Source organism: Sphingopyxis sp. GW821-FHT10B01, from assembly GCF_059415685.1.
In genome coordinates this window covers 195522-219067 of sequence record NZ_JBWKNS010000004.1, presented here as the reverse complement: position 1 = coordinate 219067, position 23546 = coordinate 195522, and the positions used below count along the sequence as shown (strand labels likewise).

Annotated in this window: 26 protein-coding genes; 16 read left to right on the top strand and 10 right to left on the bottom strand. The window is 62.5% G+C overall.

Features of this window, described 5'->3' with window-relative positions; translation table 11 throughout:
• Positions 1 to 31: 31 nt before the first annotated feature.
• From AC07NV_RS13755 to AC07NV_RS13745, 3 genes are all read left to right on the top strand, one after another.
• Positions 32 to 1774 (top strand): acyl-CoA dehydrogenase, encoded by a 1743-nt coding sequence (locus AC07NV_RS13755; protein WP_495166929.1) that lies wholly within the window; start codon positions 32 to 34, stop codon positions 1772 to 1774.
• Positions 1775 to 1888: 114 nt separating this feature from the next.
• Positions 1889 to 4180, top strand: coding sequence for an EAL domain-containing protein (locus AC07NV_RS13750; RefSeq protein ID WP_495166928.1), 2292 nt, complete (start codon positions 1889 to 1891; stop codon positions 4178 to 4180).
• Positions 4181 to 4904: 724 nt separating this feature from the next.
• Complete coding sequence (locus tag AC07NV_RS13745; RefSeq protein WP_495166927.1) at positions 4905 to 6845, top strand: ribonucleoside-diphosphate reductase subunit alpha; 1941 nt, start codon at positions 4905 to 4907, stop codon at positions 6843 to 6845.
• On the opposite strand, the gene AC07NV_RS13740 is transcribed toward AC07NV_RS13745, so the two are convergent.
• Complete coding sequence (locus AC07NV_RS13740) at positions 6839 to 7156, bottom strand: hypothetical protein (RefSeq protein ID WP_495166926.1); 318 nt, start codon at positions 7154 to 7156, stop codon at positions 6839 to 6841. The two genes, AC07NV_RS13745 and AC07NV_RS13740, sit on opposite strands and share 7 nt — an antisense overlap.
• Before the next feature lie 42 nt (positions 7157 to 7198).
• Between AC07NV_RS13740 and AC07NV_RS13735 the strand changes: the two genes are divergently transcribed.
• The 5 genes from AC07NV_RS13735 (at position 7199) to AC07NV_RS13715 (ending at position 10716) form a co-directional block, all read left to right on the top strand.
• Complete coding sequence (locus AC07NV_RS13735; RefSeq protein ID WP_495166925.1) at positions 7199 to 8263, top strand: ribonucleotide-diphosphate reductase subunit beta; 1065 nt, start codon at positions 7199 to 7201, stop codon at positions 8261 to 8263.
• A 126-nt stretch (positions 8264 to 8389) separates the two neighbouring features.
• Positions 8390 to 8614, top strand: coding sequence for a hypothetical protein (locus AC07NV_RS13730; protein WP_495166924.1), 225 nt, complete (start codon positions 8390 to 8392; stop codon positions 8612 to 8614).
• Between the two features lie 68 nt (positions 8615 to 8682).
• Entirely contained in the window at positions 8683 to 9537 is an 855-nt protein-coding gene (locus tag AC07NV_RS13725) for a putative phage abortive infection protein (protein WP_495166923.1), read from the top strand.
• Between the two features lie 215 nt (positions 9538 to 9752).
• Positions 9753 to 10034: a GIY-YIG nuclease family protein gene (locus AC07NV_RS13720; RefSeq protein ID WP_495166922.1), complete on the top strand. Its 282-nt coding sequence runs from the start codon at positions 9753 to 9755 to the stop codon at positions 10032 to 10034.
• A 223-nt stretch (positions 10035 to 10257) separates the two neighbouring features.
• Entirely contained in the window at positions 10258 to 10716 is a 459-nt protein-coding gene (locus AC07NV_RS13715; RefSeq protein WP_495166921.1) for a hypothetical protein, read from the top strand.
• Positions 10717 to 10806: 90 nt separating this feature from the next.
• Here AC07NV_RS13715 and AC07NV_RS13710 read toward each other — a convergent pair whose 3' ends face one another.
• The gene (locus AC07NV_RS13710) at positions 10807 to 11283 is read right to left on the bottom strand and encodes a hypothetical protein (RefSeq protein ID WP_495166920.1); all 477 of its coding nucleotides are present in this window, start codon (positions 11281 to 11283) and stop codon (positions 10807 to 10809) included.
• A gap of 255 nt (positions 11284 to 11538) precedes the next feature.
• Between AC07NV_RS13710 and AC07NV_RS13705 the strand changes: the two genes are divergently transcribed.
• Positions 11539 to 11661: a hypothetical protein gene (locus tag AC07NV_RS13705; protein ID WP_495166919.1), complete on the top strand. Its 123-nt coding sequence runs from the start codon at positions 11539 to 11541 to the stop codon at positions 11659 to 11661.
• A 166-nt stretch (positions 11662 to 11827) separates the two neighbouring features.
• The gene (locus AC07NV_RS13700) at positions 11828 to 12295 is read left to right on the top strand and encodes a hypothetical protein (RefSeq protein WP_495166918.1); all 468 of its coding nucleotides are present in this window, start codon (positions 11828 to 11830) and stop codon (positions 12293 to 12295) included.
• 203 nt (positions 12296 to 12498) lie between these two features.
• Here AC07NV_RS13700 and AC07NV_RS13695 read toward each other — a convergent pair whose 3' ends face one another.
• Positions 12499 to 12738 carry a DUF2171 domain-containing protein gene (locus AC07NV_RS13695; RefSeq protein ID WP_495166917.1) on the bottom strand — a complete coding sequence of 80 codons (240 nt, stop codon included), beginning with the start codon at positions 12736 to 12738 and terminating at the stop codon, positions 12499 to 12501.
• A 137-nt stretch (positions 12739 to 12875) separates the two neighbouring features.
• Between AC07NV_RS13695 and AC07NV_RS13690 the strand changes: the two genes are divergently transcribed.
• Entirely contained in the window at positions 12876 to 13238 is a 363-nt protein-coding gene (locus tag AC07NV_RS13690) for a hypothetical protein (RefSeq protein ID WP_495166916.1), read from the top strand.
• 32 nt (positions 13239 to 13270) lie between these two features.
• Here the strand turns inward: AC07NV_RS13690 and AC07NV_RS13685 are convergent, their stop codons facing one another.
• The 3 genes from AC07NV_RS13685 to mnmA all read right to left on the bottom strand — a co-directional run bounded on the left by AC07NV_RS13685 (position 13271) and on the right by mnmA (position 15844).
• The gene (locus AC07NV_RS13685; protein WP_495166915.1) at positions 13271 to 13999 is read right to left on the bottom strand and encodes a DsbA family oxidoreductase; all 729 of its coding nucleotides are present in this window, start codon (positions 13997 to 13999) and stop codon (positions 13271 to 13273) included.
• Between the two features lie 231 nt (positions 14000 to 14230).
• Positions 14231 to 14656 carry a hypothetical protein gene (locus tag AC07NV_RS13680; RefSeq protein WP_495166914.1) on the bottom strand — a complete coding sequence of 142 codons (426 nt, stop codon included), beginning with the start codon at positions 14654 to 14656 and terminating at the stop codon, positions 14231 to 14233.
• Positions 14657 to 14707: 51 nt separating this feature from the next.
• Positions 14708 to 15844 (bottom strand): tRNA 2-thiouridine(34) synthase MnmA, encoded by a 1137-nt coding sequence (gene mnmA, locus AC07NV_RS13675; protein WP_495166913.1) that lies wholly within the window; start codon positions 15842 to 15844, stop codon positions 14708 to 14710.
• Between the two features lie 144 nt (positions 15845 to 15988).
• Here mnmA and AC07NV_RS13670 point away from each other — a divergent pair, with 144 nt between their 5' ends.
• The 3 genes from AC07NV_RS13670 to AC07NV_RS13660 all read left to right on the top strand — a co-directional run bounded on the left by AC07NV_RS13670 (position 15989) and on the right by AC07NV_RS13660 (position 17098).
• Positions 15989 to 16369 carry a hypothetical protein gene (locus AC07NV_RS13670; protein WP_495166912.1) on the top strand — a complete coding sequence of 127 codons (381 nt, stop codon included), beginning with the start codon at positions 15989 to 15991 and terminating at the stop codon, positions 16367 to 16369.
• A 2-nt stretch (positions 16370 to 16371) separates the two neighbouring features.
• On the top strand, positions 16372 to 16671 hold the full coding sequence (sciP, locus tag AC07NV_RS13665) for a DUF1153 domain-containing protein (protein ID WP_495166911.1): 300 nt from the start codon (positions 16372 to 16374) through the stop codon (positions 16669 to 16671).
• 145 nt (positions 16672 to 16816) lie between these two features.
• Positions 16817 to 17098, top strand: coding sequence for a hypothetical protein (locus AC07NV_RS13660; protein WP_495166910.1), 282 nt, complete (start codon positions 16817 to 16819; stop codon positions 17096 to 17098).
• 217 nt (positions 17099 to 17315) lie between these two features.
• On the opposite strand, the gene AC07NV_RS13655 is transcribed toward AC07NV_RS13660, so the two are convergent.
• Entirely contained in the window at positions 17316 to 17951 is a 636-nt protein-coding gene (locus AC07NV_RS13655; RefSeq protein ID WP_495166909.1) for a GNAT family N-acetyltransferase, read from the bottom strand.
• 161 nt (positions 17952 to 18112) lie between these two features.
• Here AC07NV_RS13655 and AC07NV_RS13650 point away from each other — a divergent pair, with 161 nt between their 5' ends.
• Entirely contained in the window at positions 18113 to 18463 is a 351-nt protein-coding gene (locus AC07NV_RS13650; protein WP_495166908.1) for a helix-turn-helix domain-containing protein, read from the top strand.
• Positions 18464 to 18470: 7 nt separating this feature from the next.
• Here the strand turns inward: AC07NV_RS13650 and lepA are convergent, their stop codons facing one another.
• Positions 18471 to 20294 (bottom strand): translation elongation factor 4, encoded by a 1824-nt coding sequence (gene lepA / locus AC07NV_RS13645; RefSeq protein ID WP_495166907.1) that lies wholly within the window; start codon positions 20292 to 20294, stop codon positions 18471 to 18473.
• A gap of 404 nt (positions 20295 to 20698) precedes the next feature.
• Between lepA and AC07NV_RS13640 the strand changes: the two genes are divergently transcribed.
• Positions 20699 to 21598 (top strand): HNH endonuclease, encoded by a 900-nt coding sequence (locus tag AC07NV_RS13640; protein WP_495166906.1) that lies wholly within the window; start codon positions 20699 to 20701, stop codon positions 21596 to 21598.
• Here the strand turns inward: AC07NV_RS13640 and AC07NV_RS13635 are convergent.
• Together AC07NV_RS13635 and AC07NV_RS13630 are read right to left on the bottom strand one after the other, a co-directional pair.
• The gene (locus tag AC07NV_RS13635; RefSeq protein ID WP_495166905.1) at positions 21588 to 22490 is read right to left on the bottom strand and encodes a transposase; all 903 of its coding nucleotides are present in this window, start codon (positions 22488 to 22490) and stop codon (positions 21588 to 21590) included. The genes AC07NV_RS13640 and AC07NV_RS13635 overlap by 11 nt on opposite strands.
• Positions 22478 to 23545: a HEAT repeat domain-containing protein gene (locus AC07NV_RS13630; protein WP_495166904.1), complete on the bottom strand. Its 1068-nt coding sequence runs from the start codon at positions 23543 to 23545 to the stop codon at positions 22478 to 22480. Before AC07NV_RS13630 ends, AC07NV_RS13635 begins: the two co-directional genes overlap by 13 nt.
• Position 23546: the final 1 nt, after the last annotated feature.

Genomic DNA, 23546 nt, shown 5'->3' with positions numbered 1-23546 from the left:
CAACGATATTTACCAGCAAAGTGTCCAGTCTATGACCTACACACCGCCCACCACCGAACAGCTCTTCGTCCTCGACCACATCGCCCGCATCGACGCGATGGCGGCGCACGACAAATTCGCCGACGCGACCCCCGACATGGTCGAGGCGATCGTCACCGGCATCGGCGAATTCGCGGCCGAGGTTTACGCGCCGCTCAACCGCGTCGGTGACGTGACCAACCCGAAATGGTCGGACGGCAAGGTCACGATGCCCCCGGGCTTCAAGCAAGCCTATCAGCAATTCGTCGACGCCGGCTGGGGCAGCATCGACGGCCCCACCGCCTATGGCGGCCAGGGCCTGCCCTTCACGCTCGCGACCGTGATCATCGAGGCGCTCGGCACCGCCGATATGGGCTTTACCCTCTGCAACATCCTGACCCCCGGCGCGATTCACGCGCTGATGGCCTATGGCACCGAGGAACAGCGCCAGACTTGGCTGCCGAATCTCGTCTCGGGTGCTTGGAACGGCACAATGAACCTGACCGAGCCCGCCGCGGGCAGCGACGTCGGCGCGCTACGCTCGACCGCCGAAAAGGTCACCGAAGGCGAGCATGCAGGCCTCTATAAAATCAAGGGCCAGAAGATCTTCATCACCTTCGGCGAGCACGACCTCACCGACAATATCGTCCACCTCGTCCTCGCGCGCACCCCCGGCGCACCCGAGGGGACGCGCGGCATCTCGCTGTTCCTCGTCCCCAAATATCGTCTCGATGCCGAGGGCAAACCGGCGCATTCGAACGGCGTCCATTGCGCCTCGATCGAGCATAAGCTCGGCATCCACGGCTCGCCGACCGCAGTGATGGTTTACGGCGAGGACGAGGACTGTCTGGGAGAGATCGTCGGCGAAGAAATGGGCGGCATGCGCGCGATGTTCGTGATGATGAACAACGCCCGCCTGATGGTCGGCTGCCAGGGTGTCCAGATCGCCGAACGCGCGACGCAGCAGGCGCAGCGCTTCGCCGCCGAGCGCGTCCAGTCGTCGCTCGCGGGTTCGCCCGACCGCACCCCCGTCACCATCGACCAGCACCCCGACGTGCGCCGCATGCTGTGGCGGATGCGTGCACAGACCGAGGCCGCACGCGCGCTCGTCTATTATGCTTCGGCGCAGACCGATTTCGGCAAGCTCGGCGACGAAGCCGCCGCAATGCGTGCCGAAATCCTGATCCCGCTGGTCAAGGCGCATGCGACCGACATCGGCTGCGAGGTCGCGAGCCTCGGCGTTCAGGTCCATGGCGGCATGGGCTTCATCGAGGAAACCGGCGCCGCGCAGCATTACCGCGACGCGCGCATCGCCCCGATCTACGAAGGCACCAACGGCATCCAGGCCGCCGATCTGGTCGGGCGCAAGCTCGGCATGGCGGGCGGTGATCTCGTCCGCGGGCTGATCGACGATATCGCGCGCGGTGCGGCCGATTTCCCCGAGCTCCGCCAGCTTGTCGATGCCTGCCGCGCGGTGACCGACTGGATGGCGACGGCCAATACCGGCGACCGGCTCGCGGGCAGCTATCCCTATCTCACGATGCTGTCGACCGCGACGTGCGGGTGGCTGATGGCGCTCCAACACAAGGCAGCGCGCGCCGAACTCGATCAGGGACAAGGCGATGCCGCGTTCCTCGAGGCAAAGATCGCCTCGACGCGCTTTTACCTGCAGCAGATCGTCCCCGCGGCGACCGGCCTCGCCGCGTCGGCGCTTGCCGGCGATGCGGCGCTTTCGCCGCTGCCTGCAATGGCCTGAATCAGCCGGGATCCTGCGCCTTGCGCTCCGTTACGCGGCGCAGGCTTCCGCTCATGATTAACGCGATGATAACCATCTGGGACTAGGCACGACCGGCAATTGCTGGAGACGTGCGTGCCCATTCCGGTCAAAAGTCTGATCATCAGCTGGCGAACTATCGCGCTATCGCTGCTGATCGCGTTGGCGGTGGGCTTTTCGTCGGCCGGCGAGCTGGCCGACCGCGTGCTCGATTCGGTCGTCGGCAGCCTCGCCAACCGCCCGGTGACCGGCGAAGTCGTCATCGTCGCGCTCGACGAGCGGACGATGGAGCAGTCGGCCAACCGCAATTTTTCCATGACCCAATATGCGACTGTCGTCGACGCGGTGAACCGCGCCGGCGTCAAGCGCCTGCTGATCGACTTTTACTTCGACCGCAGGGAAGTCGATCAGGATTTCCCGCGCTTTGTCGAGGCGATCAAAAACATGGGCGACCGGGTGGTGCTGGCCGTTTCGACCCGTCAGGTGGCGGGCAGCGACCAAAAGGTCACGATCTTCCCGAGCGAGAAATTCGGCCCCGACGTCCCTATTGCGAGCATCGCCATCGAAAACGAGTTCTGGCAGGTCTGGAGCGCGCCGATTGCCTATCGTGCCGACGGGAAATTGCTTCCGACCTTTGCCGCGATCATTGCCGGCAAGCGGAGCGACATCCCCGAAAGCTTCCGGCTCGACCTGAGCTACGATACAAAGACGATCACCGAATATAGCGCTGCCGACCTGCTTTCCGGCAAGGTCGGCGCCCGCGAGCTCGCGGGCAAGGACGTGATCTTCGCGCCGACGGCGCCCAGCTTCCAGGATTATTTCTACCTGCCCGGCCATAACCGCATCCCCGGCGGCTATCTTCACGTCATCGCGGCCGAAACGCTGAAGCGCGGGAATCCAGTCGATATCGGCTGGGTCCCTTCGCTGCTTTTCGCCGTCGCGGCGACGGGTATCGTGCTGCTTCGGCGCTTTCAACGCGCCTTCGCGCTCGTCGCGTTGGCGACGACCATCATCCTTATCGGGGGCAAGGTCCTTCTCGGCTCGATGCTGGTTACGTCGTGGATCGGTGCCGCGCTGTTCTATATCGGGGCGATCAGCGCCAATGTATCGCGCACGCGCCGCAGGAACTCGGCGCAGCGCGAGAACCCCGTTTCAGGGCTGCCCAATTTCGAAGCGTTGCGGTCGCAGCCGGCGTTCGGCAGCGCGACGGTCGTCGCCGCAAAGGTCGTCAATTTCGAAGATCTCGCCGCCTTCATTCCGGGCGACGGCATCGGCAAGCTCGTCGAACAGGTCACCCGCCGTCTCCAGCTCGCGTCGCAGGGTACAACGCTCCACCATGATCAGGACGGCACCTTTGCCTGGCTCGTTCCCTATTATCAGCACAGCCAGATCGAAGGACAGCTCGCGGGTCTGGCGGCGCTGTTCAATGCGCCGCTGACGATCGGCGAGCTGCGCGTCGACGTCGCGATCGCCTTCGGCGTCAACGACGAGTTCGAAGGATCGAACGCCCAGCGGCTCGCCGCGGCGCTCGTCGCCGCCGAGCGCGCGATCCGCACCCGCTCGCTGTGGACAAAATATACGTCGCGCCAAAAGGAAGACGCCGGCTGGCAGCTCTCCTTCCACTCGCAGCTCGAAGACGCGCTGACCGGCGGCGACATCTGGGTCGCCTTCCAGCCACAATATGAAATCGCGACGCGCAAGCTGGTCGGGGTCGAGGCGCTCGCGCGCTGGACGCATCCGACGCGCGGCCCGATCCCGCCCGACGAATTCATCGTCCAGGCCGAAAAGAGCCAGGACATCTATCGCCTCACCCTGTTCGTGATGGACCAGGCTATCCGGTCGGCGGCGCAGCTGCGCGAGCGCGGGGTCCATATCAATATGTCGGTCAACCTGTCGGCGAGCCTGCTCGACCACAGCGACCTTGTCGGCACGATCCGCGTTATGCTGACCGCGCATCATCTGCCGCCCGAAATATTGACGATCGAGATCACCGAAACCGCGCAGATCGAAAACAGCCGCCAGGCACGCCAGACGCTCGCGCAACTCCGCCGCTCCGGCATCCGGCTGTCGATCGACGACTATGGCACCGGCCAGTCGAACCTCGAATATCTGACCGAGATCGAGGCCGACGAAATCAAGATCGACAAGCGATTCGTTATGACGATGCGCGATTCGCAACGGAACCTCGAAGTCGTCAAATCGACGATCGATCTCGCGCACCGTCTCGGTGCCGTTGCGGTCGCCGAAGGCATTGAAGACGGCGAAACCATGACCCTTCTCGAAGGCCTCGGCTGCGACGTCGGTCAAGGTTATCATCTTGGAAAACCTCAACTGTTTTCCGAACTGACCGCAGCCCTTTCCAGCCCGTTCCAGAACCGCACCGCGTAGCAGCCAAACTGGCAGCATTGCGTATAGTTAAGACTCGATTTACCTTGTCTATTAAGGTATATGCTCCGTTAACTGTTCTTCGTGGGCAGTGCGAACAGGAGATTGATCATGGGTTGGTTTTGGCGCTTCCTGGGCGGCACCGGTACGGATAGTGCTGGCGGTCAGGCCTAAGCAGGAACAGGTTACAAGATGGGGCTCCGGCATCGCCGGGGCCCTTTCTTTTTGTCCTGCGGCCGCGTGGAGAGCCGCCGCATGACAATCCTCTGCCAAATCTCCGATCGCCTCCGCCGGGTATCGCCGGCGCACGCCTCCGCCCCGCTCGCGGCACCCGGTAAATTTCGCTTTTCGCCCCCCTGTGGCCTGATCGCGGCGCAAACCCGCAGAAAGGCTGGCGCGATGCCTCTTGCTCGTCCATCAGCAGCGGCGAAACGAATCAAATTATCGACGAGTTGAGTCGTCAATCTGTCATTTACTGTCTTGCATCGCCGCGCCGACGTGGCACTATAGGTGGTGGGTCAACCACAGGGGCACCCCAATAAATAGTATAAGGCTGCGAATGGCGGATTTCCGTCGTCCATCCCATATGGACACGGGAAAACCCTTCCTGCGCCCAAAAAAAGTGCCCCGTGGACGGGTTTAGATGCTAAGACCGGGGCTTCGCCCTGAGTCGAACAAGACAGGAACAAAACGCACCATATGTGCGTTCAGATCGAGGGCGAATTAGATGGATTTTCGGGAAACGGAACGGGTGGAGACGAGCGACGTGGCGACGGTGGAACTGACGAAAAATGATGCGCCCGCGGTTGGCGAATCGGCTCCCGAGGCGCAGACGGCGGCCAAGCTGAATGACAGCAGCGAGGCCAAGGTTCACGCGCGTCGATTCGACGTCGTCACCGACAAGAGCCGCGACGCGCTGCTCACCGACTTCGGCAAGGAAACGCTCGAAGATCGCTATCTGCTTCCCGGCGAATCCTATCAGGATCTCTTCGCGCGCGTCGCGTCGGCCTATGCCGACGATCAGGAGCATGCGCAGCGCCTGTACGACTATATCTCGAAGCTCTGGTTCATGCCCGCGACCCCCGTGCTCTCGAACGGCGGCACCGGCCGCGGCCTGCCGATTTCCTGCTACCTGAACTCGGTCCCCGACAGCCTCGAAGGCATTGTCGAGACGTGGAACGAAAATGTCTGGCTCGCCTCGCGCGGCGGCGGCATCGGCACCTATTGGGGCAGCGTGCGCGGCATCGGCGAGCCCGTCGGGCTCAACGGCAAGACCAGCGGCATCATCCCCTTCGTCCGCGTGATGGATAGCCTCACCCTCGCCATCTCGCAGGGCAGCCTGCGCCGCGGTTCGGCCGCCTGCTATCTCGACATCAGCCACCCCGAGATCGAGGAGTTCCTCGAAATCCGCAAACCGTCGGGCGATTTCAACCGCAAGGCGCTCAACCTCCACCACGGCGTGCTGATCACCGACGAGTTTATGGAAGCCGTCCGCGACGGCACCGAATTCAACCTCCGCTCGCCGAAGGACCAGAGCGTCCGCGGCAGCGTCGATGCACGCTCGCTGTTCCAGAAGCTCGTCGAGACGCGCCTCGCGACCGGCGAACCCTACATCATCTTCATCGACCAGGTGAACCGCATGATGCCCAAGCATCACCGCGACTTGGGCCTCAAGGTCACCACCTCGAACCTCTGCTCGGAAATCACGCTGCCCACCGGCCGCGACCATCTCGGTCAGGATCGCACCGCGGTCTGCTGCCTCTCGTCGCTCAACCTCGAAACCTGGGACGAGTGGAACGGCGACAAGGGCTTCATCGAAGATGTCATGCGCATGCTCGACAACGTCCTGCAGGACTATATCGACCGCGCCCCGCCCGAAATGGCGCGCGCCAAATACAGCGCCAGCCGCGAACGTTCGGTCGGCCTTGGCGTCATGGGTTTCCACAGCTTCCTTCAGGCGCGCGGCCTGCCTTTCGAGGGCGCGATGGCAAAATCGTCGAACCTGCGCGTCTTCAAGCATATCCGCGCGCAGGTCGATCAGGCGTCGATGCTCCTCGCCAAGGAACGCGGCCCCTGCCCCGACGCCGCCGATCAGGGCGTGATGGAGCGGTTCAGCTGCAAGATGGCGATCGCGCCGACCGCATCGATCTCGATCATCTGCGGCGGCACCAGCGCGTGCATCGAGCCGGTGCCCGCGAACATCTACACGCACAAGACGCTGTCGGGCAGCTTCTCGATCCGCAACCCGCACCTCGAGGCGCTGCTGGTCGACAAAGCAAAGAACAGCGACAATATCTGGAACTCGATCCTCGAAAAGGGCGGCAGCGTCCAACACCTCGACTTCCTGACGCAGGACGAGAAGGACTGCTACAAGACGAGCTTCGAGATCGACCAGCGCTGGCTGCTCGAACTGTCGGCCGACCGCACACCCTATATCGATCAGGCGCAGTCGCTGAACCTGTTCATCCCCGCCGACGTCGAGAAATGGGACCTGCTCATGCTCCACTATCGCGCGTGGGAACTCGGCATCAAATCGCTCTATTATCTCCGCTCGAAATCGGTGCAGCGCGCCGGCTTCGCGGGCGGGGTCGAGGCCGACAACACCGCCGAAGCCCCGGTGTACGACCTGCAGACCACCGATTATGACGAGTGTCTTGCTTGTCAGTAAAAGGCTTCCTCGCCGACGCTTTTGGCATCACGCAATTGCGGGAAAGTCATGAAGCACTCGGCGCCGGAAAGTTTTGGATCGTGATGGGTACCACGCTGGCGTATGTCGTGATCGGCATCGCGCTTATGGTATCCGCCGTGTGGCCCGGCAGTTGCGATCATGAAGGTCGCCGGCTCGCAGGGATGATAAAGAGATATGGTTGCAGCCCCGACCTGCTTTCCGGAGGCGCAGTCGAAATAGGTTTGTTTGTCTGGCTCTGGTCGATGCCGACGATCGTTATCGTCGCGGTTGCCTGGTCCTGGATTCATCATTTCCGGCGCAAGCGCGCTCGAACGACGCAGTGGAGTAAGTAGATGCCCCTTCTAGAAGCCCGCAAGACCTACAAGCCCTTCGAATATCCGTGGGCGTTCGATTTCTGGAAGCGCCAGCAGCAGATCCACTGGGTGCCCGAGGAAGTGCCGCTGGGCGAGGATTGCCGCGACTGGGCGCAGAAGATCAGCGACCACGAGCGCAACCTGCTCACGCAGATTTTCCGCTTCTTCACGCAGGCCGATATCGAGGTGCAGGATTGCTACCACGACAAATATGGCCGCGTGTTCAAGCCGACCGAAATCAAGATGATGCTGACCGCGTTCAGCAACATGGAAACCGTGCATATCGCGGCCTATTCGCACCTGCTCGACACGATCGGCATGCCCGAGAGCGAATATGGCATGTTCCTCGAATATGACGAGATGCGCGCCAAGCACGACTATATGCAGCAGTTCGGCGTCGACAGCGACGAGGATATCGCGCGCACGCTCGCGATGTTCGGCGGCTTTACCGAGGGGCTTCAGCTCTTCGCCAGCTTCGCGATGCTGATGAACTTCCCGCGCTTCAACAAGATGAAGGGCATGGGCCAGATCGTCAGCTGGTCGATCCGCGACGAAAGCCTCCACTGCGAAGGCATCATCAAGCTGTTCCACGCCTTCACCAAGGAACGCGACTGCCTGACCAAGGCGGTGAAGGAAGACATTATCGACACCTGTCAGAAAACGGTGCGGCTCGAGGATGCGTTCATCGACCTCGCGTTCGAACAGGGCCCCGTCCCCGGCATGACGCCCAAGGAAATCAAGCGCTACATCCGCTACATCGCCGACTGGCGCCTTGGCCAGCTCGGGTTCCAGCCGATCTACATGATCGACGAACACCCGCTCCCCTGGCTCGCCCCGCTGCTCAACGGCGTCGAGCACGCCAACTTCTTCGAAACGCGCGCGACCGAATATAGCAAGGGCGCGACCCGCGGCGAGTGGAACACGGTCTGGTCGAGCTTCGACAATCGCAAGAAAGCCAAGGCCAACGACGACGCGACCCCCGTCATCACCGCCGAAACCGACGGCGACGACATGTTCAAACAAGCCGGCATCGCCGCCGAGTAAAACCAAAACCCCTCCCCTTCAGGGGAGGGGCAGCGAGACTTACCAGCTTGCTGGTTAGTCGCAGCGGGGTTGGCTAAGAGCGGCCAGACCGCCATCGCGGCGCCCGCAACAAGCAGAAGAACCCAAATGACCGAAAAACAGAAAATCCTCATCCTCAGCCAGCCGCAGCGCACGACGCTCGAAGGCCTGTCGAACCGCCGCCCCCAACTCCCCACCGACCCGATCCGCGACGAACTCGTCACGCTGGGACTGGTGGTCAAGCAGGGCACCAAATGGGCGCTGACCCCGCAGGGCAAGAAGGTGCTGGCGGCGAGCTCGAACCGGCGGAATGCTGGGGGGTTTTCGGTTTGAAATCACCCATGACGCCGCTAAAATGAAGCGACAAAAGATCGCTAGTTAGCAGCTAAGGGGGAAGTACTTTGAAACGGAAGATTTCCGTCTACGCAATAGCAATCACCATTTCTTTGCCGTGGCTGATCTGGTTAGCTATTCTGACGAACGAAAATACGTTTAAGCACCTCTTTGAAACTGGCGATAACAACTTTTACGCTTTATCCGGGGCTTTTGGAGACTCTTTTGGATTTGTCGCATCGCTAATGACTATGATCGCGGCAGTAGGTGTATATGTAACGTTCTCTAACGAACAACATGCGAGAACAATATCTCAGTTCGAGTCGAATTTTTTTACCCTATTAAAAAACTTGGAATCGATAACATCACAAATCCAGGTAGAGCTACTAAAAAATAGAAAAGACAGCACCTATAAGGCAAAATACCACCCACTTCTCAGGGTCGGAACGCGGATTCCAATAAGGACTCTAAATGGAAGAGAGGGCCTTAAGGTCATTCTTTTCGTTATACGAAATGGGATTGGACCAGAAGGTTATTCTAATATAAAAGTTGTTTCAAGAAATTATAACGAAACATACAATAGATTTGTTCACTTCCTTGGACACTACTTCAGAACTGTATATCATATATATAGGCTAATTGACGAAAAATGCCCGAAGGATGACGGACTATCGTACCACTATGCAAGAATCGTTAGATCCCAGCTAAGCAATCCGGAACTATGCCTTCTTGCTTACAATTGCATTGTCGGGGAAGGTCGGCATAAATTTAGATATCTCGCAGAGAAGTATGCGATTTTTCATAATATGCATAGAGAATTACTTGACGAATACGAACAGCCCGAGCTGGATTTTTTTCTAAGAAAACTCCACTGCACCGCTTTCAGGTTTGAACCAATAGTCCCTATTACTTTTGACGACTAGATATTCAAATTTTTACGCCTTTGGGAATTACGCTGATGGTTTACTAGACTTCCAATTGCCATCAGCCGCTTAAATGCCGGATCAAGTCCGGCATGACGGTCCGAAGAGAAACCTCCAATCCGACCCTATCTTCGTCACCCCGGACTTGATCCGGGGTCCATCGCCGCCCTAACCCCCACCCCATGCACGCCGATTTCCAGCCCTGCGCCACTATCATGGCCAGCGTGCGCCACGGCACGCTCTACACCGGCGTCACCTCGCACCTGATCCAGCGCATCTGCCAGCATCGGGGCGGCAGCTTCGACGGCTTCACCAAACGATATGGCGTCAAAACGCTCGTCTGGTTCGAACTCGCCGGGACGATGCACGCCGCGATCACGCGCGAGAAGCAGATCAAGAACTGGCAGCGCAAATGGAAGATCGAGCTGATCGAGGCGGCGAACCCGGAATGGCGCGATCTGGCTGAGGAATTGGGATTGCCGCCGCTGGGTGGGTGACGCCCGCTGGCCGCACCTCCCCCTGTCATTCCGCACCTCCCCCTCATTCGTCATGCCGGACTTGATCCGGCATCCATGCAGCGGCGCAGGAATGGACCCCGGATCAAGTCCGGGGTGACGAAGAGGAGGAGCCGGGCTTCTTCACCACCCCAAAATCCTATTTCGTACATCCCACCCAAAAAACCGCTGTCCTACATTATTCGCCTATGCTCCAAACTGGCAGATGAGCCACATCGCCCCCATCCCCGCGCCCGACGCGGCCCTCGCCCCCATCGCCGAAACCGCGCTCGACGCGCACGGCCACGACCCCGCCGCTTATAACTGGGTGCCGGTGCTGAAAAAGCGCCGCAAGGACGGCTGGTCGCCCGACAAACAGCGCGCCTTTATCGAGGCGCTGGCCGACAGCGGCTCGGTCGTCACCGCGGCGATGAGCGTCAACATGTCCGAATCCTCCGCCTATCGCCTGCGCCGCGCGCCGGGGGCCGAGGCGCTGGTCCATCTGCACCCCGAAGCGCCCGCCGCACCCGCCGCGCTGATGGCCCCCGACGATCTCGCGGTCGCGCTGGAGGTGGCCGATCTGTGCGACGGCACACTGCCGCCCTGGTATCGCGACGACCGCGACGAAGCGGTCCCGGCACCCCCGGAGATGCCGGTGCACCGCGATGGGGCTGAACTTCCCTGAACTTTGGATGCGCCCGGCGATGCCGATGGCGATGGCCATAAGGCTGAACTTCACTGTACTTTGGGCGCCGGCGGAGCGGCGCCGCGCCCCTCAATGCACCGAAACCGGAACCGGCGCGCCTCCCGCCCGCGCCACCGCGAACATCACCGCGTCGCGTACCACCTCGGGCCGGTCGGCCAGCAGATAGAGTTTCACCAGTTCGCGCGTCACTTCGCTGTCGTCGTCGACGACCAGCCGCAGCGCGTTTACGCCGAGTTCGCCGCGCACGACGGTCACGTCGCGGATCGCGATGAGCGGCCAGGAGGCGGCGCTGCCGCGATAGAGCGTCCGGCCGTCGTGGCGCACATAGGCGTTCCGCCGCCGCCACACGCCCAGCCAATAGGCCCAGATTGTCAGCACCGCGGCGACCCCGATCAGCACCAGCGGATGCCCGAACACCATGTTCCAGAAGACGTCGCCCGGATCGCCGCGCCAGTCGAGCTCGCCCAGCAACAGCCCCAGCGACACAAGACACCCCGCCTGCCACGCCACCAGTGGCGCCGTCCGCAGCCGCGCGATTACCACCATAGTCCATTCCCCGCCTTCCATCGCGGCCACCATAGGAAGCGCGGCGACGCTGCACCAGTCGAAGCCGGCCAAAACCGGCACGGCGCATGAATTGGGCTGCCGGCTCCGAACCATCGGCGCCGGACCGGCCGCGCGCTGCGGTGCGCCGATGCAACCTTCGCGCGAGGTAGCAGTAGCATGTGCGGTGCACACGCCTGCCCCGACGGAGTACGGACCATAGAGACCAGAACCCTTATCGCATACGGCCTGATCCTGTTGATGATCGCCGCCGCCATCGCCGGCATCGCCTATCTGCGCCACAACAGCCATGAACGGAAGATCGCTCGTCAGCGCGCGCGCGAAGATGCGCGCCGCAACAAGAAAAACCACCCGCTCTGACCGGATCGACGCCCTGCCCGCGTCGATCCGGCTACACGGGCGACGGCCGCTTGTCGTGCGATTGCGACAATCCACCGCGTTTGGACCCCGCGCATGCAACGGGCGGCGCCTCGGTCGGTTTTCCGGGCAACGCATCCAGCCGGGATGCCGCCCAAGGAGACAGTCCATGCGCAAAGCCCTCGCCCTGCTGATGGCCGGCCCCGCCTTCCTCGCCATCCCCGTGCTCGCCCAGCTTGCCCCCGACGGCAGCGCCAACGTCAATCTGGTCGGCAAGGTCGGGCTGAAGGGCGGCGCGGTCGATGCCGCGGTCGATGGCATCGCCAATCCCGTCGGCGGCACCGTCGACCGCCTCGACGGCACGCTGAACAAGACGGTCGACGCAACGAACCTCACCCTCGCCACCCGCGAGCAGGTGCGCGCTGGCGCGGAGCTTTATGACACCAGCGGCAACAGCGTCGGCACGGTGCAGAGCATCGAGGGCGACACCGCGGTCGTGATCCGCGGCGGCAAGCTCTACAATGTGCCGATCGCCGACATCTATCATGGCGCGGTGGGCGCGACCCACGGCCTCGTCACCAAATTGTCGCGCGCCGAGATTCAGGCGCGGACCACCGCCGCGGTCGAATCGCGCTAAACGAAAAACAGGTCCGGGACGCCGCAGGCCCCGGCGTGCCCCCCGTGCCCCGCTGCTTGTTCCATCGCCAGGGTCCACCACCGGGCCCGACTTGAGATATCGCATATGAAACTGGCCGGCCCCGGGGATGGGGCAGGCCAGTTTCAGTGCCTCGGTGCCGGCGCGCCCGATTGCGCCGCCGGCCCGCTGTTACAACGGCCCGGCTATTCGGACTCTTCGAACAGATCGACCGCGTTCGCGGCGTTCGCCGACAGCCGGACCGTATCGCCCTCGACCGCGGCGACAAGGCCGGCGGGCAGATAATGATGCTTGCCGTCAACGCTGTCGGCCCTCGTCAGCTTGATGCGCTCGCCATCGAGATGATCGACTGTGCCGATATGGACACCGTCGGCGCCGACGACGTTCATATCTTCCTTGATCGCGCTATGGTCATGCTCAGCCATCGTCATTCTCCTTGTCGCTCCGGAGAGGGAGCCTGGCCATCATACGCACGGGAATCGAGTCGGCTCCATAGGCTTGGACGAACCGCCCCAAAGTCGGGCCGCTTTCCATTCACTCGCCGCGGCACTACGCTTCGTCCATGCGCAGCGTCCTTGCCTTCGGCGGCCTCGCGCTGCTCGCAACGCCGCTCCCCGCTGGCGCCTGCTCGGTCGCCCCGGGCTATCGCGTGCCGACCAATATGGAACTGGTCGAACGAGCCGAACTGATCCTGCTCGGCACCGTGGCCCACGACAATTACGAACCGGGCAGCGGCGCCCGGCCGTTGATCACGGTCGTCCCTGTTGCTGTCTTCCCGCGGACGGTCGCGGCGCGCGGCTTCGGCAACGCTCTGCGCCTGCGCGTCCTCGTCATCCTGCTCGCGATTGCGGGCTTCGGGCGCTTCGTCGGCTTGGGCATCTGCCTCGCGGGGATCGTCGATCATGGCCGGCTCCTTTCTGGATAGCCGGGAAACGCGCAGGATCGCACGGCCGTTCTTCAGGCGGCGGCCGCCAGTACCTTATTCTCGATCACCCGGATGAACACCTCGGGATCCTGAGCACCCGGGATCAGCATCCGCCCACCCAGAATGAAGGCCGGCACACCGGTGATATTCCGGTCGGCCCAATAGCTCTCCTCGGTGCGCACCATATCGCCAAACTCGCCCGAGCCGAGGATCGCCGCAGCACGATCCCGGTCGAGCCCTACCGACGCCGCAACATCGGCGAGGACATCATGGTCGCTGACGTCGCGATTGTCCGTGAAATGCGCGGTAAACAAGGCGAGCTTCAGCGCGGTCTGCACACCCGTTGCCGCCGCCTGTTCGGCCTCCTCGAGCGCTGCGGCCCAAGTCAGCAGGCGGTGCGCATCGAAACTGTTGCGCATCCGGAAGCCGGGGCCGCGGTTGAAGGCGAAGCCGAGTTCGGCGGCGACCCCCGCCATCTTGCCGCTGTTCGTGCGGCTCTGCTCGGCGCTGATACCATATTTCCGCATCACATGTTCGGCGGCGTCCTCGCCTTCTGCGGGCATATCGGGATTGAGCTCGAACGGATGCCACTGAACGCGAAAATCGAGCCGGCCCTCGAAATGTGCCATGACTTTCTGGAATTTCAGCCAGCCAATGATGCACCACGGGCACATCACGTCGGACACGATGTCGACGCTCAGGCGCGGCACGCGCGGTTCGGTCAAAATCTGTCTCCCGTTGGCGCCGGGCAGCACGCTCATTCGGGCGTCCGGCGATCCTTGTCCGTGCGCCGCTCGGCCTTCCGGCGATCCGGCCCCTGGTAATTTGAATCCTGGGCGACACGCCTGTCTGCCGAACGTCTGTCTGTACTTGCCCGCCTGTCTTCACCGGATGCCATACGCCCCCTCCCACCACAAAGGAAACAGCGACCCGCTGTGCAATAACTCACATTATGGTCAAAAAGACAAGTAACGGCCGGTTTTCATCGATCTTCACACCGGATCGGTCGGCTGAACGGCCGGATCGAGTGTCGCTCCTGGACGCGACAACACCCACCAGCTCGCAACCATCAACGCGACGGTTAGCGCCTCGATGATCATTGCCTGTACGATCGCTCCATTGACGAGGTCGCCCATTGCCGTGCCGATCAGGCGGCCGATCAGCGCTGTGCCGTAAAGCGCCGCAGGAACCAGCAAGGCGCGTGTCCACCCCGGCACCAGCGCGCCGATCGCTGCGCCACCCGCTGCAACAAGGAAAAAGGCCGAAAGGTCGGCGCGCACCGTGTTAGCGGCGGCGCCATCGATACCGATGCCGAAAGTTTCGGTGAAGGTCGCGGGATCGAGCACCCCCTGGACGCCAAGAATCGTGAAAAAAGCAGCCCACAAAAGCACCGCGCCGCGCCAAACCCAGTTGATCATCCTTTGTCTCCCTTGACGCACAGGCTGCGGCATCGGGGCGAAAAGTTCAATCTATTCTGCGGCGAAGGTTTCTTCGATCCAGCCACCGCCCAGAACGCGGCTCTCGTTCGCTGCATCATAAAGCACCGCCGCCTGCCCCGGCGCGACACCATATTCGGGCGTCGCAAAGATCAGCCGCTCACCCGCGACGCGTGCCGGGACCGGTCGCGCCATACTGCGCACCTTGGCGAGTACGTCGCGCCCGTCGACCACGCCAAGCCAGTTCGCTTCGCCCAGCCGCGCGCCCGACACAGCAAGCGCCCTCCGCGGGCCGACGATTACCTGCTTCGCTCCGGCGTCGAGGCGGACAACATAAAGCGGCTCTGCCTGCCCGCCGATCTCAATCCCACGCCGCTGGCCAACCGTATAGTGGATCAGCCCCTTATGTGCGCCCAGCACCGTGCCATCGACATGGACGATCTCGCCCTGATCGTCGGCTTCGGGACGCAATTTGCGCACCAGCGTCGCATAGTCGCCATCGGGAACAAAGCAGATGTCCTGGCTGTCGGGCTTGCCGGCGACGCCAAGACCAAGGTCTCGGGCGATTTCGCGCACGACGCTTTTCTCGAGTCCGCCCAAGGGAAAGCGCAGAAAATCGAGCTGATCCTGCGTCGTCGCGAACAGGAAATAGCTCTGGTCGCGCGCCGGATCGACCGCGCGGTGCAACTCGGCCCCCGCAGGCCCCCTCACGCGCCGGACATAATGACCGGTAGCAAGGCAGTCGGCGCCCAATTCCTTGGCGAGACGGAACAGGTCGGTGAACTTCACCCCCATATTACAACGTACGCAGGGGATCGGCGTCCGGCCGTTCAGATATTCGTCGGCGAACTGGTCGATCACGGTGTCGCGAAAACGGCTTTCATGATCATAGACATGATGCGCGAAACCCAATCGGTCGGCGACTGCGCGGGCATCGCGGATATCCTGCCCCGCGCAGCAGGCGCCGACGCGCTTTGCCTTGGCGCCATGGTCGTACAGCTGCAACGTCACACCGATCACCTCGGCGCCCGAGCGCGCCGCAAGCGCGGCAACGACGCTCGAATCGACTCCGCCCGACATCGCGACCACGATTCGCCGATCCTTTAGCGGCTGCGCGAGCTGAAAGTCGGCCTGGGCAAGCCCCGCAGGAGAAGAAAGCAATGTCGCCATATGATGCGTCATCTAGGGATACAAAGGCAAAAATGCCAGCTTTTCCGCGCTCGGCGTCAATATATTGACAGGGGTTAAGCTTCGCTAACAAGCCATGAAATAGGCATTTACTGGACCTTAGGCCGTCTTCGCTAGACGGGTCTCATGAACTTCGCTCCCTCCGAACTTCCACGCATCGCCGGTGCGGCCAGATTGTCGAAGCCCGGCTTCGACATCATCATGGCCGTTTCCAGCGCGCGCCAGGCCTTGTTGCCGACCGTGCGCCTGTTGCGGGCGCAGGCGAATCGCGAAGCCCATTTGGCGACTCTTAACGCGCTGAGCCATATTTTGGGCGGCACCCGCCGTGCGGTGGAACAAAAGGCACCCCGGGTCGTTCGTTTCTTCGATTTATCCGACGATGTGAACGCCCTGCCCGAAACTATGAACAGCCTGTTTACCAGAGGGTTTCAGCCGATGTTGAGCCCCTCTCATTTAGAGCAAAACGCGTCGGAACAATTCCCCCCCGACGTAGAAACCATGGAATGACTATGATCGAGAATCAGAAAATCCGGCCCGCACAGGTCATCGGCCCCTTGGGGGAACCGCTGACGCTGGACTCACTGCCCCCTCCGTCGACGACCCGCTGGGTGGTTCGCCGCAAGGCAGAAGTCGTCGCGGCCGTTAACGGCGGGCTATTGACCGTCGACGAAGTGTGCGAACGTTATGGCCTGACACTCGAGGAATTTGCCGGCTGGCAGCGATCGATCGATCGCAGCGGCATGCCGGGGCTGCGCGTGACGCGCATCCAGCACTACCGTGACCTCTATGAACGCCAACAGCGCTTCTGAGCAACGGGACCGGACCGGATAAACGGGAGAGGGCGCTTCGAGCGCCCTCTTTTTTTATGATATTACAACAGTATGACGATTTGATTGCAACCCTTGCGTTCACCCCGCGTTAAGCCCCGGAGTCAACTTTGGGAGTCACTCTATTATGCGCAAGATGTTCATTACCCTCGCCGCCACCTCGGCCCTCGCTCTCGGCGCGTGCCAGAGTCCGGCCGCCGACAAGGTCGAAGATCAGGCCGAAGCCAAGGCCGATGCGATCGACGCGCAGGCCGACGCAATGCCCGAAGGCGCGGCGAAGGAAGCAACTGAGGCAAAGGCCGACGCCGTTGAAGCCGCTGGCGAGGAAAAGGCCAACGCGATGGACGATAATGGCGAAATCGCGCCGTCGGAAACCGGCGCCAAACCGGCGGATCCTGCCAAGAAGTAAGGGCTGCCCCCCCAAAAAATGGGCAGATTAAGGGCGCTGGAATGAAACTCCGGCGCCCTTCGTCGTGCACGGCCCTTTTTGCAGCCTGTGATCGCGATCACCGCCCGCCCCAGCAATTGCGATTATGGATTCAATTCGGGACGGGAACACGCTTTCAGCGAACCGCTTCACGGACCACCCTCCCGTCGCCACCTGCGACCCAAGGCGGCGGGGGGGACTAGGACGCGCCCTCCAGCGCCTGCAGCACGTCCTGCACTCCGGGCGCGTCGGTATCGGTGCGCAGCGCTTCGATCCCCGCCGCGACATCGAGCCGATATTCGGCAACCCCCGCGGACTCGCCGGTCCATTCCGCGCCCATCGATTTCACCAAATTCTTCGCCGCCACATTTCCGGACAGGATGTGAACATCGAGTTCAGCAAGTCCTTCCAGGCGGCAGTGGACAAGCAGAGCCGCGGTCATCATCCGCGCGAGACCCCGGCCTTGGAATTCGTCGAGCACCGCGACCGAAAATTCGCCCACCGGTCCGTCATGCCGGTGGCGCACCGCATGCACCGCACCGATCGCTGGCCGGCCTGGACAGTCGCTGCACAGAGCACCCCAGGCGATATGGTCGTGCCCGTCGACATTGGCCAACCGGTGTACCACAGCTTCGGGCAACACCGGCGCCGGGGAGAAAAAACGCAGGTAACGCGATTCGGCTGACAGTTTGGCGATTCCCTCACGGATCCGGTCCTCGTCGTCAGGCCTGATCGTGCGCAGAGATACCGCGGTGCCGTCGTTCAACCTGCTGTGCACCGCAATCTCTTCGATCCGCGCTGCCTGGCTTTGCGTCTGCCTGTCCGTTCCGGTCATCGCGACCTCCAAGTCCGGCACGATAGGCAAGGAGTGGGCAGCCCGCAATCCGTCCGCCACTATGGGTAAAGCTACCGCCACGAAATCGGTGAGATGTTGAAAGCCGAACCGGCTTTAACTTGGTAATTGTTGCACATCCAAGTCTGAAAGGTTGCAGGTCGATGATCCATGCTCCGCCAGATGATATTTCAGAGGCCGCGAGCTTCGAAGGTCTCGGAGACCGTCTAGCGCGGCTGCGGCGGACGAAGGGGTTTAGCAAGACCGATCTCGCCGAACGCCTTGGCGTCACCGTCACCTCAATCTGTTATTGGGAGCAAGGCCGGTCTCGGCCACGGCTGGCGCGATTGCAGGAACTGGCCGACCTGCTCGGCACCTCACCCGCCGAATTGCTGAGCCGGGACAGCCCGCCGGGGCGCGACCATCTCGCCGATCTTGTCACCCGCATGCGCGCCGAAATTGCCCACGCCGCAGGCACCACGCCGTCGAAAGTACGGATCGTCATAGAGATATAGGCGCTGGCTAGGAGTCGTCGCCCATCCGCAGCGCCGCAATAAACGCCTCCTGCGGAATGTTCACATTGCCATATTCGCGCATCCGCTTTTTGCCCTCTTTCTGCTTTTCGAGCAGCTTCTTCTTGCGGGTCGCGTCGCCGCCATAGCATTTGGCGGTCACATCCTTGCGCAGCGCGGCGATGGTTTCGCGGGCGATCACCTTGCCGCCGATCGCGGCCTGGATCGGGATCTTGAACATGTGGCGCGGGATCAGGTCTTTCAGCCGCTCGCACATGCCGCGGCCGCGCGTCTCGGCGGTGCCGCGGTGGACGATCATGCTCAGCGCATCGACCGGCTCGTTGTTAACGAGGATGCTCATCTTGACGAGGTCGCCAGGGCGGTGGCCGATCTGGTGATAGTCGAAGCTGGCATAGCCGCGGCTGATGCTCTTCAACCGGTCATAGAAATCGAACACGACTTCGTTGAGCGGCAGTTCATAGGTGATCTGCGCGCGGCCGCCCACGTAAGTCAGATTCTTCTGCACCCCGCGGCGGTCCTGGCACAGCTTCAGGATCGGGCCGAGATATTCGTCGGGGACGTAAATCACCGCCTCGATCCAAGGCTCCTCGATCTCGTCGATGCGGTTCGGATCGGGCATGTCGGCGGGGTTGTGGAGCTCGATCTCCTTCGCCGCCTCATTCTTGGTATGACCCAGCTTGAGCTTGTATACCACCGACGGCGCGGTGGTGATCAGGTCGAGGTCATACTCACGGGTCAACCGCTCCTGGATGATCTCGAGATGGAGCAGGCCGAGGAAGCCGCAGCGGAAGCCGAAGCCGAGCGCGGCCGAACTTTCCATCTCGAACGAGAAGCTCGCGTCGTTGAGGCGGAGCTTCTGGATGCTCTCGCGGAGCTTTTCGAAGTCGTTCGCGTCGGTCGGGAACATGCCGCAGAACACCACGGGCTGGACTTCCTTGAACCCCGGCAGCGCCTTCGCTGCGGGCTTCTTCGCGTCGGTCACCGTGTCGCCGACGCGCGCCTGCGCGACGTCCTTGATCTGCGCGGTGATGAAGCCGATTTCGCCGGGGCCGAGCTCGCTGAGCTGCTCGATCTTGGGCGTGAAACAGCCGACGCGGTCGATCAGGTGCGTGGTGCCGGCCTGCATGAACTTGATCTGCTGGCCTTTTTTCAGCACGCCGTCGATGACGCGGATCAGGATGACGACGCCGAGATAGGGGTCGTACCAGCTGTCGACGAGCATCGCGACGAGCGGCGCGGTCGCGTCGCCCTTCGGCGGCGGGATGCGCGTGACGATCGCTTCCAGCGCTTCCTCGATGCCGATGCCGGCTTTGGCGCTGGCGAGCACCGCGTCGTCGGCCGGCAGCCCGATGATATCCTCGATCTCGGCCTTCACCTTGTCGACGTCGGCCGCGGGCAGGTCGATCTTGTTGATCACCGGCACGATTTCATGGTCGTGCTCGATCGACTGATAGACGTTCGCCAGTGTCTGCGCCTCGACCCCCTGCGCCGCGTCGACGACGAGCAAAGCACCCTCGCACGCCGCGAGCGACCGCGACACTTCATAGGCGAAGTCGACGTGGCCGGGCGTGTCCATCAGGTTGAGCTGATAGGTCTCGCCATCGTGCGCCTTATAGGCAAGACGCACCGTCTGCGCCTTGATCGTGATCCCGCGCTCTTTCTCGATATCCATATTATCAAGGACTTGCGCCGACATCTCGCGCGCGGTGAGCCCGCCGGTGAACTGGATCAGCCGGTCGGCGAGCGTCGACTTGCCGTGATCGATGTGCGCGATGATCGAAAAATTGCGGATATGGGACAAAGGCGTGGTCATGCGGGGCGCACTAGCAGGCGAAAGCGCCGCTGTCAGCAGGGTCTTAAAGCCACAAAAGCCCCGCATGTGCGGGTCGGTTTTGGGGCTTTTGTAGCCTTAAGGGGACAAAGGATACCGACATATGGTGCAAAACTGTCTCCTTTGTCGCTTTAGCGGCGGGGCAAAGGTCGCGAAGATCGTCCACAGCGCGCACGGGTGAAAGATCGCGAAGGTTGCACCTAGCTGCAATGTTTCGCGCACGCCCGGAGTCAGAGGCAATAGCAGATTTCTACGGAGTCAAAGAGCCAGCACGGAGGCTGGCATGGCAGGATAATGTAGGAAAGGCTTTGTTTGCATTTAGATTTCACGCTCTGCATCCCAGCAAATGCAGTATCGTATTCGCAGCTAGCAAGGTATCAATACGCATGGGATTTGGCGTATTCATTCATCGATCCGATTCGATCTACGACGACACGCCGGCGGAGCGCTATCAGTTTCCCAAACAGTATCTCGAACGAGCAAAAGCCTGCATCAACGATTGGATCGTCTATTATGAACCGCGCAAAGTGGCCAACACCAGAGGCTATTACGCTGTCGCCAAGATAGAACAAATCATTCCGGATCCATCGACGCCCGGGATGTATCTCGCGTTGATCGAGCCCGGCAGTTATCTTGACTTTGCAACGCCTGTTCCATTCGCCGATAGCAACGGCCCTATCGAGCGCGGCGTCCTCAACGAAGCCGGAGGGATTTCAGGGCGCGCGCAAGCTGCTGTTCGCGGGCTATCAACGAGTGATTTTGGTCGCATTGTAGATGCCGGCCTCGCAGACGAAAACCTGCTTCTCCCACGAACCGATCTCGCCGCCATCGACCAAGCCGTCCGCGAAGAACGCGCGCAGTTTGTTTTCGACGAAGCGCGGCCGCGTGTTTCGATGATCGTGTCGCGTATTGTTCGTGACCGCGTTTTTCGGAAGATCGTGTTGCGCGCCTACGGCGAGCGCTGTGCCGTAACGGGCCTAAAGTTGATCAACGGCGGCGGCAGGGCTGAAGCGGAAGCCGCACATATCCGTCCCGTCGAAGCGAATGGCCCCGATATCGTCAGCAACGGCCTTGCTCTTTCTGGCACAGCGCATTGGATGTTCGACCGAGGCTTGATAGGACTGGACGACGACTTGCGCATCATAGTGTCGCGACAGGTCAATGACCCGGACGGCATTCGTTCAATTATCAACTCGAGCGGCAGAGCATTAACGCCAACTCGCGAAGCAGATCGTCCGCACGCCCAATTTGTCCGTTGGCACAGGGAATATTGCTTTAAGCACTAAGGTCCGCGCTAGAATTCAGCCACCTCGCACAATCGTCCCGCACTCGCGCATCCCCATCGCGCAGCCCGCGCTCCAGCACCGCTTCCCTTCCCGCACCCTCCTCCACCGCCGCCAGCGCCGCCATCGCATTCGCGCGCACCCGCGGCACCGGATGCGTCTTCGCGAACTGCTCGGCCAGATCCTTCCCGTTATCCGTCAAATGCACCGCGCAGCGGAGCAGCATTTCGCCGCTGGTCAGCGTCGGGCGCTTGGCGATCGTTCCGTGCTCGAGGTCGACGATATATTGGTCGCGCCAGGGGACGTGATCGCCCTCGTCCATGATGTTGAGGCTGACCGAGAGGCTTTCGGGGGGCAGCTGGCTGTGGATGTCGCGGTGGGCGCGGTAGAGGAGCATCTTGCCTTGGCTTAGGCTGCTGCGCTCGATGAATGTCAGGTCCAGCGGCTCGCCGAGGCGGCCGTCGACGGCTTCGGGGTCGACCTCATAATGGTCGCTGACATAGCCGGGACCGAAGTAGCCCGCCGTCAGGAACGAGAAATTATGATCGTGCGGCACGCCATAGGCGAAGGCCGCGGGGCCGCTGGTCGCCAAAGCGGCGTCGCGTGCCGAGGGCCACATGTTCGCGCGGAGGTAATAGCCACGCGGGCTGCGGTGGAGGAGGAAGACCTGCGCCGAATAAAGGTTGATTTCGAGCTGGTCGGCGTAGCTCGCCGTGAGCGCGGCGATGACGCGATGGGCGAGGAAATCGGGGTTGCGCTGGAGGCCTGCGAGCAGGTCGGCGCAGCGCGCAATGCTGTCATCGTCGGTCAGGTCGACGCCGCTTTCGTCGAGCCGCGCAGCCACTTCGTCGAGGTCGAGGGGCGGCCCTTTGGGCGGGTCGATCAGGCGGGGCATGCCACGTCCGCCGGTTCGCCTCGGGTTTCGGGGGTGGAAGGTACCGGGCCCGTGCAAGGCCCCGGACTTCCACCCCCCTCCCGCCCCGTCTCACCGGAGGGCGGGAAGATCAACGCGTGCGTCGCCGCAGCGGTGCAGCGAACCTCGGGATGCGGGTCGGATGCCGCCACATCCGCGAGCGGTGCGCGCGCCGCCGCGGGGTCGAGCGCGATCAACTCGCGCATCGCGTGCCAGCGCGCGGCAAAATCCTCGCTCGCGGTTTCCGCCACGAAAAGCGGCGCGGCGTCGGAGCGGCCGAGATGGCGCAGCAGCGCGAGCGCCATCTGGCGAAAGCTGCTGTCGCGGCGCGAGGCGCTGACATGGGTCAGCCGGCCGCTCGCGAGATCATAGGCGCGAATGGGAAGCCGCGACGGTGGCTGGACGGTGAGTTCGAGGAGCAGCACATCGCCGTCGCCGCCCGCAAGCGTGAAGCTTTGACGGGCGGTGTCGAGCAGGATCGTTTCGCCCGCGCACAGCGGACGCGGTGGCCGGCTATGGCAGGGTGCGGCGGTTGCCGCGGTGAATTGGCCGGCGTCCTCGGCGGGGCTGACCGCGACCCGATGCTCGCAGAGGAATGCGCCGCCCGGACGAAGCACGCAAAGGGCGGCATGGCCGGGGACGAAGAGCGCGTTGGCTGCGGCATTTGCGCGCGCCGCGAACGGCCGGAGTTGGAGCCTCAGGCGGACTACGCCGCGATCGGCGAGGATCAGCCCGCCGCAGCCGCTATCGCCGCCGCCTACCGGACGCAGCGGCGGGCGGGCGAACGGGTCGGCGGCCATCAGCGCCTGTGCCGCGTCGAGCCGGCGGCAAAGCCAGCCCGTGTCGGAGAGCCACGGCAAGAGGCGCGCGATCGCGATGCCCGCGGGGAGATCGGCGACCGCGTCCATGGCGGCCATCAAACCGTCGGACGCGGTATCCGCGGCCGTCCAGGCGGCGTCGAGATCGGCGGCGGCGAGGCGCATCGCCGTGCGGCGCGCGGTATCGGCGCGGGGAAAATGATCGTGACGGGAGAGCATG

Bases quoted from the DNA above. Each gene is read 5' to 3' on its own strand.
- AC07NV_RS13745 (WP_495166927.1), top strand. From the start codon at position 4,905: ATGGATTTTCGGGAAACGGAACGGGTGGAGACGAGCGACGTGGCGACG.
- AC07NV_RS13660 (WP_495166910.1), top strand. From the start codon at position 16,817: ATGCGCAAGATGTTCATTACCCTCGCCGCCACCTCGGCCCTCGCTCTC.
- AC07NV_RS13715 (WP_495166921.1), top strand. From the start codon at position 10,258: ATGAGCCACATCGCCCCCATCCCCGCGCCCGACGCGGCCCTCGCCCCC.
- AC07NV_RS13680 (WP_495166914.1), bottom strand. From the start codon at position 14,656: ATGATCAACTGGGTTTGGCGCGGCGCGGTGCTTTTGTGGGCTGCTTTT.
- AC07NV_RS13735 (WP_495166925.1), top strand. From the start codon at position 7,199: ATGCCCCTTCTAGAAGCCCGCAAGACCTACAAGCCCTTCGAATATCCG.
- AC07NV_RS13630 (WP_495166904.1), bottom strand. From the start codon at position 23,545: ATGCTCTCCCGTCACGATCATTTTCCCCGCGCCGATACCGCGCGCCGC.
- AC07NV_RS13640 (WP_495166906.1), top strand. From the start codon at position 20,699: ATGGGATTTGGCGTATTCATTCATCGATCCGATTCGATCTACGACGAC.
- AC07NV_RS13755 (WP_495166929.1), top strand. From the start codon at position 32: ATGACCTACACACCGCCCACCACCGAACAGCTCTTCGTCCTCGACCAC.
- AC07NV_RS13695 (WP_495166917.1), bottom strand. From the start codon at position 12,738: ATGGCTGAGCATGACCATAGCGCGATCAAGGAAGATATGAACGTCGTC.
- AC07NV_RS13670 (WP_495166912.1), top strand. From the start codon at position 15,989: ATGAACTTCGCTCCCTCCGAACTTCCACGCATCGCCGGTGCGGCCAGA.
- AC07NV_RS13730 (WP_495166924.1), top strand. From the start codon at position 8,390: ATGACCGAAAAACAGAAAATCCTCATCCTCAGCCAGCCGCAGCGCACG.
- AC07NV_RS13740 (WP_495166926.1), bottom strand. From the start codon at position 7,156: ATGATGAATCCAGGACCAGGCAACCGCGACGATAACGATCGTCGGCAT.
- AC07NV_RS13635 (WP_495166905.1), bottom strand. From the start codon at position 22,490: ATGCCCCGCCTGATCGACCCGCCCAAAGGGCCGCCCCTCGACCTCGAC.
- lepA (WP_495166907.1), bottom strand. From the start codon at position 20,294: ATGACCACGCCTTTGTCCCATATCCGCAATTTTTCGATCATCGCGCAC.
- sciP (WP_495166911.1), top strand. From the start codon at position 16,372: ATGATCGAGAATCAGAAAATCCGGCCCGCACAGGTCATCGGCCCCTTG.
- AC07NV_RS13700 (WP_495166918.1), top strand. From the start codon at position 11,828: ATGCGCAAAGCCCTCGCCCTGCTGATGGCCGGCCCCGCCTTCCTCGCC.
- AC07NV_RS13650 (WP_495166908.1), top strand. From the start codon at position 18,113: ATGATCCATGCTCCGCCAGATGATATTTCAGAGGCCGCGAGCTTCGAA.
- AC07NV_RS13720 (WP_495166922.1), top strand. From the start codon at position 9,753: ATGGCCAGCGTGCGCCACGGCACGCTCTACACCGGCGTCACCTCGCAC.
- AC07NV_RS13710 (WP_495166920.1), bottom strand. From the start codon at position 11,283: ATGGTGGTAATCGCGCGGCTGCGGACGGCGCCACTGGTGGCGTGGCAG.
- AC07NV_RS13685 (WP_495166915.1), bottom strand. From the start codon at position 13,999: ATGAGCGTGCTGCCCGGCGCCAACGGGAGACAGATTTTGACCGAACCG.
- AC07NV_RS13655 (WP_495166909.1), bottom strand. From the start codon at position 17,951: ATGACCGGAACGGACAGGCAGACGCAAAGCCAGGCAGCGCGGATCGAA.
- AC07NV_RS13690 (WP_495166916.1), top strand. From the start codon at position 12,876: ATGCGCAGCGTCCTTGCCTTCGGCGGCCTCGCGCTGCTCGCAACGCCG.
- mnmA (WP_495166913.1), bottom strand. From the start codon at position 15,844: ATGGCGACATTGCTTTCTTCTCCTGCGGGGCTTGCCCAGGCCGACTTT.